This window comes from Moorena sp. SIO4G3, from assembly GCF_010692305.1.
In the GTDB taxonomy this organism is placed as follows: domain Bacteria; phylum Cyanobacteriota; class Cyanobacteriia; order Cyanobacteriales; family Coleofasciculaceae; genus Moorena; species Moorena producens_A.
Genome location: NZ_JAAHIG010000249.1, coordinates 1 through 13,519 on the forward strand (window position 1 = coordinate 1; position 13,519 = coordinate 13,519).

General features: G+C 41.4%; 12 protein-coding genes. 9 read left to right on the plus strand and 3 right to left on the minus strand.

Going from position 1 to position 13,519, the window contains the following annotated elements; all coding sequences use genetic code 11:
• Positions 1-275: 275 nt before the first annotated feature.
• Positions 276-473 (minus strand): hypothetical protein, encoded by a 198-nt coding sequence (locus F6J99_RS31030; protein WP_143727740.1) that lies wholly within the window; start codon positions 471-473, stop codon positions 276-278.
• Between the two features lie 785 nt (positions 474-1,258).
• On the opposite strand from F6J99_RS31030, the gene F6J99_RS31035 reads away from it, so the two are divergent.
• From F6J99_RS31035 to F6J99_RS31045, 3 genes are all read left to right on the plus strand, one after another.
• Positions 1,259-1,549 (plus strand): HAD-IA family hydrolase, encoded by a 291-nt coding sequence (locus tag F6J99_RS31035; RefSeq protein WP_293118720.1) that lies wholly within the window; start codon positions 1,259-1,261, stop codon positions 1,547-1,549.
• 130 nt (positions 1,550-1,679) lie between these two features.
• Entirely contained in the window at positions 1,680-1,964 is a 285-nt protein-coding gene (locus tag F6J99_RS31040; RefSeq protein WP_293118722.1) for a hypothetical protein, read from the plus strand.
• A gap of 197 nt (positions 1,965-2,161) precedes the next feature.
• Complete coding sequence (locus F6J99_RS31045; RefSeq protein WP_293118724.1) at positions 2,162-2,311, plus strand: hypothetical protein; 150 nt, start codon at positions 2,162-2,164, stop codon at positions 2,309-2,311.
• Positions 2,312-3,050: 739 nt separating this feature from the next.
• On the opposite strand, the gene rpsU is transcribed toward F6J99_RS31045, so the two are convergent.
• Together rpsU and F6J99_RS31055 are read right to left on the minus strand one after the other, a co-directional pair.
• Positions 3,051-3,251: a 30S ribosomal protein S21 gene (rpsU, locus tag F6J99_RS31050; RefSeq protein ID WP_070394310.1), complete on the minus strand. Its 201-nt coding sequence runs from the start codon at positions 3,249-3,251 to the stop codon at positions 3,051-3,053.
• Positions 3,252-3,940: 689 nt separating this feature from the next.
• Positions 3,941-4,249 (minus strand): RNA-binding protein, encoded by a 309-nt coding sequence (locus F6J99_RS31055; RefSeq protein WP_293118726.1) that lies wholly within the window; start codon positions 4,247-4,249, stop codon positions 3,941-3,943.
• A 2,399-nt stretch (positions 4,250-6,648) separates the two neighbouring features.
• On the opposite strand from F6J99_RS31055, the gene F6J99_RS31060 reads away from it, so the two are divergent.
• From F6J99_RS31060 to F6J99_RS31085, 6 genes are all read left to right on the plus strand, one after another.
• A complete protein-coding gene (locus F6J99_RS31060) occupies positions 6,649-7,014 on the plus strand; it encodes a glycosyltransferase family A protein (RefSeq protein WP_293118736.1) in 366 nt (121 codons plus the stop codon).
• A gap of 184 nt (positions 7,015-7,198) precedes the next feature.
• Positions 7,199-7,498, plus strand: a complete 300-nt coding sequence (locus F6J99_RS31065; RefSeq protein WP_293118728.1) for a hypothetical protein — start codon at positions 7,199-7,201, stop codon at positions 7,496-7,498.
• 96 nt (positions 7,499-7,594) lie between these two features.
• Positions 7,595-8,260, plus strand: a complete 666-nt coding sequence (locus F6J99_RS31070) for an oligosaccharide flippase family protein (protein WP_293118730.1) — start codon at positions 7,595-7,597, stop codon at positions 8,258-8,260.
• Positions 8,212-9,033, plus strand: a complete 822-nt coding sequence (locus tag F6J99_RS31075) for an oligosaccharide flippase family protein (protein ID WP_267876341.1) — start codon at positions 8,212-8,214, stop codon at positions 9,031-9,033. Before F6J99_RS31070 ends, F6J99_RS31075 begins: the two co-directional genes overlap by 49 nt.
• A 622-nt stretch (positions 9,034-9,655) precedes the next feature.
• Positions 9,656-11,005: an O-antigen ligase family protein gene (locus F6J99_RS31080; RefSeq protein ID WP_293118732.1), complete on the plus strand. Its 1,350-nt coding sequence runs from the start codon at positions 9,656-9,658 to the stop codon at positions 11,003-11,005.
• Between the two features lie 150 nt (positions 11,006-11,155).
• On the plus strand, positions 11,156-13,201 hold the full coding sequence (locus F6J99_RS31085) for a GNVR domain-containing protein (protein ID WP_293118734.1): 2,046 nt from the start codon (positions 11,156-11,158) through the stop codon (positions 13,199-13,201).
• The last annotated feature ends 318 nt before the right edge of the window (positions 13,202-13,519 follow it).

Sequence of the window (13,519 nt, forward strand, 5' to 3'; positions counted from 1 at the left end):
ATTCCTAGGATTTGAATGGTATCTGTCTTTAGAATGCTGGCTCCCACTCACTTGCTGTCAATACCTGCTATCTCCCTCCTGATAAGCATTTGACCAATTTGTGCTTAACTTTTTGTCAGTCAACCAGGGCGGGGAGTGTCAAAAAACACTTGGTATGTTTCAGGTATATTTCGGCATTTGAGAGTGTCGGTTCACTGATCACTATTGACATAGGCAAAATGCTGTGAATACCTTGGCAGCATTCCCCCAGTCAGCCTGCGGCCAAGCTGGGGGTCTTATGTAGTGTATAGTTGTATCCCAATTGTATAGACACCACAGAGGTAATTCACCAACCTTCCAAGATCGGGAGAGAGTTTTGGAGTTTCCACAAAGACACTGCTTTCATGATCGATAATTTTTATGGTTGAGAGTAATAGTGTTACTTTTTCGCCACTAATGGGAATTCTGTCATTAGATAGTCTGAGATTTCTCACTTAGCCAGGGCAATGCTTTTATTGCCCGTTTTCTAATTACTCTTGTCAATGCTAGTCCCATTAACTGCTTATCTATCCTTACTTTTCCCTTGAATAGCAAAATCAGAGTAGTTAGGAACACATAGATATGGCAAGGCAAACCCAACACTGGATTAGGTTGGTTTTTAGGAGCTTAGTTTCAATATAGGTCAGATGGATCACACACTAGCCAAGATCATCAATACATCCCAATACGTATCATTTGATATCTTTGATACCGCAATTATACGCAATGTTTTAGAGCAAAGTGATGTCTTTACACTGGTTCAAAAGCAATATGATTATTGTCATTCCGAGTTATTACCAAATTATCCTAAGCTTAGACAAAAAGCATAAAAAAAATCTAGGGACAAACTCTGGAGACGAGAACAGGTCTCAGAGGTTGTCTGAGAAGTATAATTTGCTACATCTAAGCCCCCTAAATCCCCCGAGCGAGCAATCCCTCGCTCGGGGGACTTTTAGAAGCAAATTGACTCTTCCCCCAAATTTGGGGGGCTAGGGGGGCAAAATTCAGTATCAAAAAACTTTTCATATATCCTCTCAGAAGTTACCTTGGATACCATATTTGAGTGTTTGGTAGAAGATTTTGGACTTAATGACCAAACCGCACAAATACTAAAAAAATTGAAATACAAACCGAAGGGGATGTTTGCAGACGTAATGAATTTATTTTTTCGGTCTATAACTATTGCCGAAAAATTTCTAAACAGATTATTTTTATCTAAGATATGTATTTCCCCCTATCGGTGATCAATAAAATTATTCATTCGGCAGGCTATGATGATAGTGAAAAGCTATTTTTATCCTCTACTATAGGCAAAAATAAATTTAGAGGAGATATTTATGGATATGTTGTTGAACAGCTAGGATGTAACCCAGAAGATATCCTTCACATTGGTGATAATTATCAGTCTGATATTTTAAATGCCAAAGCCAATTGCTTATTAATTTGTTTAATAAAAAAATACAGATATCTATCAAAATCTCTTGGTTCCAAAAGGAAAAGTTTCATCAGCTTAACAAAAACAATCTCTTGAAAGTTCATTTTATCTAGCAACCATTATCAATCAGTATTATTGTGATACTCAGGAGAATCAAACTAGTTACGAAGAGTAATTTTGGTATAACTTCGGGTTTAAGAATGTTGGAATCCTTTTTTTGAGTTTCATGAATTGGTTGCTAGATGCAACCACTAAAGATGGCATAGACAAAATTTTATTCTTATCCCGTGATGGTTATATCATGCATAAGGTTTATTACCTGCTAGCCGGATATAGAGATAATAGTCCAAGGGCAGAATATATGTATGCCTCAAGAGGAGCTCTCAATATTCCTAGCATCTTTGAATTAAACGATGTAGCGATGGATTTTTTAGCGAGTGGAACGAGTATCTTAACAGTTTCACAGTTTTTAGAGCGAATTGATATTGACCCTAAGCAATATCAGCAATAAATTCAAATGGCTGGTTTTTTAGATAGTCATCAAAAGGTTAAAACTAAATAATATTATATCCTATTTAATAATTTATATTAATTCTTAAATAGTGAGATTAGACAGTTATAAAAATCTGAAGTATTTTTTTTAAATTACATAAAACTTATTTTTATTTCGATGAACAATAAATAGCAATAGATGATGATGACGAATGGATGCCCCAAAAACTAGAACTGCAACTGGAAGCTGCTAATTGTTCCCAATACAAATACCCCATTGTCAGCTGTTACCTAATTGCTCGGACTCCCCAAGACGATTCGATTTGGCCGAGAATAATTCCCTCTAAATTAGAACCAATGAGTTAATATCTATTTGTTCGCAATACCTTATTCCAGGGAGAAGCAGTAATTCAAGGTTCAACTATTTTTACATCCAAAGAGTTATTGCAAAAAATCCCCCCCAGGAGAAGCGGTGAGGTTCAGGAAGATTGGGACTGGCTGTTACGGGCCACTACTTTGGAAGAGGTAGGAATTGAGTTTGTGACTGAACCATTGTCAGTGTGGTATTTAGGATAAAACCGTCCTAGTATTAGTAGCACTACTAAATGGCGGAATTCATTAAACTGGATTCAAAAAGTACAAGACTTAGTCACACCCCGTGCTTACGCATCCTTTATCTTGACAGAGGTAAGTTCAAGAGCCGCCAATGCTTGTGAGTGGAACGCATTTTTTCCCCTTCTCTGGGAAGCCATTCGCCATGGCAAACCCCTACCTATGGATATAGGTTTGTACATAGGTTTGTGGCTACTCTCTCCCAATACTCGACGCTGGTTGCGAAATTTACTGACTAAGAATCCTCAGCCATTAACAACTTGAGCAAAAAATCAGGTCATATCAAGTCCGCTTTTGTTGTTTGTCATTTGTAGTGTTCATAATCGAAGGTTGTTTTGGGTAATCGGTAACAGAAATAGGCAAGGGGTAATCGGTAATGGTACAGGAGTAATCGCAATTGCCAATTACCCATTACCTCTTACCTATTACCCACGCCTTACAATAACGATGCTACCGGAGTGGATCTAAAAAATTAATATAGCAATCTACCCTGCTAGAACCGTCTTCTACGGTTTCGGAGTCTTCGACGTTCCCGATGTCTCGCAATTTCTTTACGTTTGCGTTTTTGTGCAAATGTCTCAAAATGACGATTCTTTTTCATATCGGCAAAGATGCCGGCTTGGGAGACTTTTCGCTTAAATCGACGTAGGGCTGACTCTAAGTGCTCATTTTCACCAACCACCACTTGGGTCATTCAATGTCCTCCTGTTTTGATCGCTTCCGTGGTCGAATAACAAGTCATCATTCATCCCATAAGAACAGGACAGGGCAAACCTCTGATTGACTGACAAAACTCCTACAACTGACGGAAGGTGTTGGCATCCGGCCAGTTTTTAAAACGAATGGCTCATATCTCAAGTCCGTTGAAAATCATAATATTGCACCTGGATAGCCTGCACTAGTCTATGGCAAGGAAATCCGAATTAAGCCTGCCAAAAGCAGGCTATCAAATCCTTATTTTTTCCTTACTCCTGGTCAAGCGGACTTATGATGGTGTATCTCGACGCTTCAGCCTGCAGAGTTTGCTACAATATCTCCCTTAAAACTGACTTTAGCTATGAGCCGTGGAATAAATGATATTGTTGCTTAACTCACACACTACAACTAGTGTGATTCTCAAGCTGAACACTGCCTATTCGGGTTTTCCTACTTTAGGTCTTAAACGTTCATACTTGTCTGAATCAAAGACTTTAAGATGCCTTCAATCCACTTATAAACAGCAATCCTACACACACTAGTATCTTTCAACTAGAGATTGGGCTTGCTTTATCCTACCAAAATTACTCCCTAAATTCTGACGCGCAGGGTAGAACTAGACAGGGGTAAAACCCCTGCCCTGGGCTCAGACCTGAGAATTGGGTTTTGATTTAGATCAAAGCGAGCTTAGTAGCGACGAGCGCCGAAGTTATCACCTCTGCCGCGACTGCCCCCACCAAATGAGTTTCTTTTTTCCCGAGGTTTGGCTTTATTGACTTTGAGCTCACGCCCCATCCATTCAGCTCGATCAAGCTCTTCAATGGCCTTCGCTTCTTCCTCCTCTGTGTTCATTTCCACAAAAGCAAAGCCCCTTAATTTACCTGTTTCGCGATCGGTGGGCATGTGAATTCGCTTGATTTGGCCATATTCTTCAAACACAGATTTCAGATCCTCTTCTGTCACCTCACGTGCAAGGTTACCAACGTAGACAGACATACAATATCTCCAAAATTTGATTTATGTAGAGATAGAAATTTCGGAGGCATGCTTAGCAATATGAAACAGAAGAAACCTGTCAACACTGAAAACAAAAACTGCAACCGATACCTATACTCACCTTTTATGATAACATAGACATTAAGGTGACTAACCTCCTACTTGGGTTGTGCAATTAAGTTGTGCAATTAAGCTGTTGTGCATTTTAATTGCATAGTTGCCAGTGTTGAAACAAATTTTCATACACACTCCTCATCTCTGGGTCCCCCCTCACCGCCTTTTCATTATAGCCGCAAATCTCGATAAACCAGGGAAGGTGACCGAATTTGGGACTGAGCTTTTGACGGACGCTATCAGCGTGTCGCTTATCAGCCCATTTGGGGATAACCCAATGCTTATCACTAGTCGAACCAAAGTTTTTATAGTTATGTAAATTTTTGTGAATTTTTATTCCATCTGCTTGGAGCAAGGATGGGTGATTTTTTAACACTACTTAATGTAGCACCGTTTATTTTTGAACAAACTTCAATTTGTATTACATTAAGTAATATATGTAATGCTCATCCTGACTTTTCAGCATAAGTATAAATACTCAGGTTTAGCCAGGGATTTGTGATTAGCCCTTCAGGCGGCGCCGTAAGCCCCATTGCAAAATCCTCAAAATTTGTAATCTTTTAGAACTACACAATGTAGTGCATAATGTGTGTCATAAAGTCATACCAATTCTTCAAAGCTAGACTACATATGCAGATGGGGCGATGGGGCGATGGGGCGATGGGGTGATGAGGAGATGAAGTTGATGTGCAGCCGTAATTTCCCAAATTGGTAAGCTAGTCTTTATTTAAATTCTATTGTTCTGACAGCAGGGGAGCAGTGGAGAGGGTTTGACAGTTTTTTTCTGACTCAATAATACCAAATCCTGTTCCCACATCCCCCTTATCCGCATAGCCATAGATTCCTGGCATACCTGAAGGGGTGACATGAGCCCTGAAAAGCTTACTATATAAGGCTTTGATGCCAGTTGTCTTAGGAAAGATAAACTGGCAAATTGACCCTACGAATGATGTAATGGCAAGCTCAAACCCTTATAACGAAGTCCAAGGTCAGGCCAAAACAGCATGTATCTTTTTGTTAAAGATCGGCTGAACGCAATACCCAGTAACGATTTTAGCTTGCATGTCACCCCCTCAGCTGGCATACAAAGATTTGGTCGATTTTTGTCAAAGGGTTTTGACAAACGGATTTGGTATAATATCCAATGTAAATGCGCAACAGTTTATCAAGTGATTGATGAAGGCAAAAGCTAAAAGCAATCCCAGCATTACCGACCTGATCAAGCAGGGCTGTTTCATTGTCGGACTAAAATGGATTTCTGGGGAGATAAGGAGATAGGGAGATAGGGAGATAGGGAGATAGGGAGATAGGGAGATAGGGAGATAGGGAGATAGGGAGATTTTTGCTAATAAAAAGGTATTGTTAACCTGAAAACAACCTTCTCTCCATTACCTCAGCTAGCTTTCACCCGATTGAATTGACAATTTCTTGATGAGCAATGTTATAGCCCTGCCCTGATCAAGGGAGGCAAGCAAAAGGCAATTTTTTCAAAAAACTCTATTGTTTATACCGCAATTATACGAAATTTTTACTAGATTTTACTGACTTAAATAATACTCTAAAAAATCGTAACTTTTTCGTAAAATATTTTAACTAATTAACACTATACTTGAATCCTATAAATTATTTAAGTAAAATTTTACTGATTATTAATAGTTTCATTACCTTGAATTAAACTATTAAAATAGCAAGATGTTTTTATTTGTTTCATAGTAAAGATCTACCTAGATTGATCAGATGTTTAAAGATGAATGAATAAAGAAACTAATATAGCGTTTTAAAATGAGATGTGAAACTAGGATTGATGGGAAAAGGCAACAGGCAACAAGCAACAAACAACAGTAGAAAAAAAATGCTTGTTTTTTTTGTTTTATGAGAAATCAGGATTGGATTTCATGATCTATTTGGTTTAGCTATATATAGTCTAATTCAACGAAAATAAGTGAGTAGGATTTGACTGGGGAATGAGAGATTGAGAGGGAGCATCCCATTTTGGCAAATATATCTCTTTATGTGGGCGGTAGAATCACGATCATACAGCTTAATGCGGTATGTTTCTTCCAAAGTGGGATGCTCCCGATTGAGAAATATATTTCTCACCTCATCACCCCCATCACTTCATCATTTGTAGTTTGAATAAATGAAATAGATATTAGAGATAGGAGTTTTGAATGATTACTTCAGCAAAAGTCAGTGTTGTCGTTCCTGCTTATAACGTTCGCTCTTACATTTGGTAAGCGCTAGTCTCTCTTGAGCGTCAGTCTTATCGAGAATTTGAAGTCCTGATTGTTGACAACGGCTCTACTGATGATACCGCTGAACTGGTTAAACCGTTTTGTCGGCGAGATTCACGCTTTCAGTTATTGCAGAAGTCCAATGGAGGACTCTCATCGGCTCGTAACTATGGCATCCGTCATGCTCGTGCTAGCTACATCGCTCTACTTGATGCAGATGATGTCTACAAGCCGGACAAACTAGCTAAGCATGTGGCTGTACTGGATCGGGAACCAGAAGTAGGGGTTGTCTACAGTGCTTCACAAGCAATCCGTGATGATGGAAGTCCCACGATCATGCGTCTGAGTGGTAAGCCAGTTATGTCTGACCCACTCAAGCGCCCTACTGTACAAGAATTTCATTGGTCATGGTTCTAATGGTGTATTCCGAAGCTGTCTAGTGGATGAAGTCGGGGAATTTGACGAAGGGTTACGCAGTTCAGAAGATATAGATTTCTGGTTAAGAATTGCCGCTACGGGAAGCTGGCGTTTTCATCGGGAGCCACAAATCCTGTGTTGCTAACGAGTTCGTCCTTTTGGACTTTCTTTTAAGATAGCACAAATGCAGCATTCTCATGAACAGGTAATTAAATCAGCTTATGAACGGTCTCCAGAATTGGTAGAGAAAGTATTGCCGACGGCTTACGCTTATATGTATCGCTACCTAGCTCGATTATCTTTAACTGCTGGTGATGCAGCTAAAGCTGTTCACTTTATCAACCAAGCGTTAGCTGCCAATAGTTCAATCTTCTATCGCGATCCGCGATCGCTTCTGACGCTCGTAGCTGTACCTCTGGCACCACTAGCCAAGCTGGTGATTAAGGGATCACTTGGCTCCGCAGAATACACAGCAAACAACTAAAAATTTTGTATTAGTCATGAGTCATTGGTCATTGGCCTTTGACCTGCAAGCCTTGTACATGCAAGTCTTTTGTCCCTTCCAAACCTTGCTAACCTAATGAAACTCAGCTCGTTACTCACAAGTGGGTTCTGGACAACATACGGAGCCCTCGGGACACGTCTGCTGGTATTGCTAAGTAACCTGATACTAGCTAGGTTGCTGTTGCCATCTGAATTTGGGGTGATCAGCGTTGCCTATATTTTTTGGTCTTTCCTAAATTTGTTCACCCAAGGCACCATCAACTCTTTGATTGTCTACAAGGGCATTGAAGACCAGCGTTATTTAAATACAACATACACAATTGCTATTGCCAGGGGATTGATGTTGGCAGTGGCAATGGTGGCGATATCCCCCCTAGCGGCTAACTTTTTCGGTGTACCAGAGCTGGTCTGGATTCTGGTCGTGTTCGCCTTTAATCTGCTGGTGGCTTCTATCCAGTCTGTTTATCAGGGAGTACTCACTAGACAGATGAGGTATTGGGAAATAGCCAATGCTACCATAATCGCCTCGTTCGTGCGAGTAGTCTCTACCACTGGTTGCGCCTTTATCGGTTTGAGCTATTGGTCATTTGTGGTGGGAGATGCTGCTTTTTGGTTTATAGAGTATTGGATTAGTCGTCGTCATGTAGACACAAATTCCGCTTACAGATTGATCCACAGGCTAGCTCAGAAGTCTTGTCGTTCTGTTTTGGTGCCACTGGCTCCAGTTTGGGATTTTATGTAAATGCCAATGGTGACAACTTTGTAATTGGTAAACTGCTGGGTAATACTAATTTGGGATACTACAACTTTGCTTACCAATTGACCCAGACCATTAACACTGTAATGGGTGAGGTGATTAATCAGGTAGGAATGTCTTCATTCGCCCAGTTAGAGAATGACGAAGAGCAGCAAAGTGTTCTAGTCACAATGGTTGAACAAATGGCTTTTCTGGGGGCTCCTCTATACGCCTTATTTTTTTTAGTGGTAGACGATCAGGTCATCTCTATGATATTTGGCCAGAAGTGGGTGCCAGCCTGCCAGGTAATTCCCTGGTTACTGGTGTTTGCTTACTTTAGGCTGATCAATAATTCACTGATTAATATGCTTGCAGCAAAAGGCAGAACTGGGATTAACGCCAAGGTTAACCTTATGATTGCTCCCGTAGCGTTCTTGAGCTTTATCATTGGTGCTGAGCAAGCAGGAATACTTGGGGTGGGAATTGCAGTTACTTTCGTGCTAGGAATTGTTTGGACAGTTTACTGGTGGTGGGTAGCTTGCGGAGCACTAGGTTGGCCATTGATTAAGTTTTTACTACCGTGCTTTAAAGCTGCTCTGATTGTACTCCTAGCAATTGTGAGTTGTCTAGGGTTACCAACAATCCTGAAGCCCTTCCTATTTATGAGTCTCTATATCGTCTGTATGCGCCTGATCGCTGCCAAACAATTTTTTAGTTACCAGTCTCTACTAGGAAAATTGGCTAATCAGCTGACAAAGTTAGGTAAAAGTCAGTCATAGCGTTTGTCTGTGGGTTGTAAACACACTTCTTGGGGCAAAAGGCATGCATGCAAGAGGCATGCATGCCATAGGGGAAAGAGATCCGGAGTTTTATTGTCCAATAAAAAAATACCCTACAGGTTTACATCTCAAATACAAACCCGCTTATCAGCTAATAATTCAGTAAATTTACTGAAGGTTAGGTTAACCGAATTCACTGTTTAATCGGTAATTTCTCTAATCTAAATTAAGGCATTAAATAGGCACAATGTTATTGTGGCTGCTCATATATAGCAGTTATCACTTGAGTTATGGAAAAAGTCATGGATTGTAGGGAGTAGGGAGTAGGGAGTAGGGAGTAGGAATCCCCTCTTCCTTAATCAGGGGGGAAGAAAATTGACTGTACCTCATAAGTATGATAAACCCTATCAAACAATACTGTTATGGAAACGGTAAAACCTTGCGGTGCGACCCGTGGCGAATTAAATTCTTAATGGGTCAAGGGCACCGGAGGGTATATCAATACAAATAAAAAAGGACAAATAACAGCCAAAACAACACTATAAACGAACGAAGCTAGCAGATTTGAATAACTCTCATATAATGAACGTGCTCTAAAACATCAAAGTATGGACTGTTAACTATGACCTCTAGCATACCATATTTCCAGACCAGAAACTTTCAACTGGGTGCCATGTCATTTCCAGAAAAAGTTATTTACTGGGTGATTGTGCTAATACCGCTCTGGTGGTTGTTGGGAATACAAACACTCTTCTACCCAGCGGTAGTTGTTGGTTTGTTAGCAGTAAACTTTGACATCGACAAACTCACTAGGGGATCGATACCCGTTTGTATCTGGGCTTGGTTAGGTATGGCTCTAGTCATGGTCTGGACTGCTACGTTTGGTCTCAATGACGTAGGGTTTGCCTTGCAAAAAATTGCTGCTACGTTCGTAACTTTTTTCAAAAGCTACTGTTTAATTGTTGCCGCACTGCTCCTACCGTTTTGGCATGTCATCAGGGTTAAGGTGGTCACCCGTGCTGTAGCTTGGATGGCAACAGGATATTTAGTGACTATCGCCATTGAGATGGTCATGCTGGCAGCGGGACTAGGCAAAGAACCTTTTCTACCGCCCTTAGCGCGTCTGATTCCCGGCGGTGCTCTGAGTTTGCTAGTTACATTTGCTGAGTTCCAACCTTTTTTTGGTATCCCGTTACCCAAGACAGTTCTTTACACCCCGGATCCCCCGATTGTAGGGGTGTCTTCCATTCTAAGTTTTTTTATCTGCTTAGGTGAAGAAAACCGCCGCTTACGTCAAATATCTGTAGCGGGTTGTTTAACGGCTTTGCTAATTAGTTTTAGTCGTTTATCCTGGATTTCCTTTGTGATCGCATTGGTAATTACAGCTTGTTTCCGCAGCAGTGTGGCTCGTCAAGGTTCTTTATGGATTGCTTCATTAAGCTCATTACTTTGTGCTCTTTTGGGAGGTCTGACCTTCGGTGATTTACTGAAAAAGCCCCTAGAAATTTTCAATAGTGCTCCTGCCGAATCCTCTAAAGACCGGGAACTTGTGGTTACTAAAACCCTTGAGGCTTGGCAACAACGCCCCTGGATGGGATGGGGAATTATACAAGGCTCCGTCAAATGGTATATCTATGACATTGCTTTGGGTTCGTTTTCAACCTACGCCTCAGTTCTTTATTTGAACGGCATCATTGGCTTGATCGTTTTCTTAGCTGCCCTAGGTTCAACCCTTTGGAATACTTGGACTCCAGCGATTCGTGGTAACCATCATTGCCAGTGGGCATTTGCCAGTCTGGTGGCTTTGTACATGCTTCTCAACGGAACACCCTTGACCTGGATGGCAGTGTATTTGTGGTATTTTTTCGTCTGGTTAGGGGCAATTCTTGCGGAAGTACAGCGAAATGAGCAGTTTGTCTATCGATGGGAGCACTTATCTGGCAGAACTTTAAAATTGAAAATTGAAAATTGAAAATTGAAAATTGAAAAAAATTAGACTTTTACTTATTTAAATAAATCAATTTATTATTGATTATTTATACAACCGTTTAGTTAGAATAACTTTTATATAAAGTTACATTTTATTCAAGATTAAAAATGGTAATAATCAGGAATATATCTTATGAAAAAAGTAGCTGGTATCCTGAATAGACATTGGACATTTTTATTAGTTTTTAATTCCTTGGTGCTGGGAGCTAGCTTTGGAGCCTTTTCTTTATTAAAGCCTTTTTGGATTGCTAAAGCACAGCTAATTCTACCAGAAACAGGCAAGTTACAAGCTAGTTTAGAAACTCTTGGTTCATTAACTAAGGGGGATTCTAAATTGGCGACTAAGAGTCATCCTCTGAATATGCAGGCATCTATTCTAACCAGTGATGCTTTGATGAGCCGCTTGTTGGAGTCTGACCTAGAGAAAACGGATTTTCAAAGGCTGGTTCAATACAAGAAGTTGTTCGCGATATCTCCTGACCAGGAATCCACTACCATCTGGTTGAATGCCCGTGGGGATAGTCCAGAATTAGCAAGAGATCGAGTCAAGGCACTGATCAGTGCGTATCAGGAGCGTCTGAATGAACTGCGTCAAGCGGATGGTACCACTAGGGTTGAGTTTAATAAGAAAGCGCTGGAGCGAGCTAAGCAAAAATTGGATCAGTCTCAGGAGGCATTAGCAAAGTTTCAGGAATCCTCTGGTTTAGTCAATAGCAAAGCCCAAACTGAAGGACTGGTGAGGGCAATTACTGATCTGAGTATTAGCCAAGCTCAGGCTCAAGCTCAAGCTCAAGCCAGTCAACATCAGCTTCAAATCCTATCGACTCGTTTGGGTCTTACTCCTAAGCAAGCAATCCGCTCTCTAGGTCTGGCAGAAAACCGGGATTACCAGTTTGTGCGGCAGCAGTTGACTGAACTGGAAGCGACTTTGGTCAAAGCTCAAACTACTTATACCTATGCTCATCCCGAGATCCAAAATCTGCTGCTACAACGTGAGCAGTTGCAGCAGCAGATTCAGCAGTACATCTTTCTAGCAGCTGGTGATACGTTAGTAGACCCGACGCTTACTGATAGTGCTCAAGGAAGAGCAATGTTAATCCAGCAACTGATTCTGGCGGAAAGTGCTGCTAGTGGTCAACAACAACAGGCTGAGCAATTACAGCAGCAGATTGACCAGATGAAAAGTACTTTAACGGTGATTCCTGTCCATCAGTCTAGGCTGCTGGAACTAAAGCGACAGTACGATGTGGCTGCTGGAGTCTATAACGGTTTAGTTGCTCAAATGGAGCAAGTCAATCTTGATGCCTTTAGTGCTTATCCCAATGTACAGGTGCTTGACCCTCCCACTGTTGACGAAAAGCCTGCTGGTCCGAAGAAGTTGTTGATCATAGCTAATGGTTTTCTGGCATCGGCAGTGGGTAGTATAGCGCTGGTATTGCTGCTAGAACGGCGCAACCCACTGCTGAGCCCGAAAGATCTACAGGCAATCAAGTTCCCGATGGTGGTCAATATCCCTCATCTGAGGCACGCTGGTATGGGATTAGAGCTGGGTACAAAAACGGATGTAGAGTTTCAGCGACTAGCATCGGTGATTAGCTTACGTTCTGGGGAGGACCGTCGCATCTTGATTACTAGCGCGATGGTCTCAGAAGGTAAAACTACTGTCACTCTGGGATTGGCGACAGCTCTGGTAGATTTAGGGTTTCGGGTGTTGGTGGTGGATGGAGATTTCCGACAGGCAACCCTTTCTCAGCGCTTGGGTCATCACCATGACCCCCTCAAACCCGGACAGCCGGTGAAGATTCAACCGAGTCTTGACTTACTGCCTACCTCTCACAAAAAAGGCAAAATTGTGGAGCTGGTGACTCAGGGGAAATTTGAGCAGAGTCTAACTACTGCAGAGGCATCGGGTGACTATGACTATGTTTTGATTGACAGTGCTCCGGTCAGTATGACCAGTGAAACTGCCCTGATGGCTGCTGTCATCCGTAATTTGTTGTTTGTTGTTCGACCTGAGATTAGTAAGCGTGACTTTGTCAGTGACAGCTTGGAACAACTGGCTCAGCACAATGCTCAACTGTTGGGTTTAGTGGTGAATGGGGTAGAAACTAAGTCCAAACCCTACTTGTACAGATCCAGTGATAGTTTAGCTGTCCGGCAAAATTCATCCCACACCTAATGCGTAGCATTAGGTGTGGGATGAATTTTGCACAGGGTATTATAAAATTGCTATAATATATCTACTGATAAACAAAGCCGTTCGCGAAGCGTGGCCAAAGGCCTTAAATGCTGGTTTGTCAGCCACCTACGTTCCTAAAAAATAGAACTTATTGTATTGTAAGGCGTGCGGAGGGGCATCCCGTGTCGTCAATAAAGCTTGCCGAGTATCCGAACCGTTGGGTGGAGTTGGCAAGAAGCCCACACTGTAATCTCTGATGAGCGTGTGGGAGTATGTCACTGAAGTCATAAGCGATGAAACGTAGAACATTACTTCAGA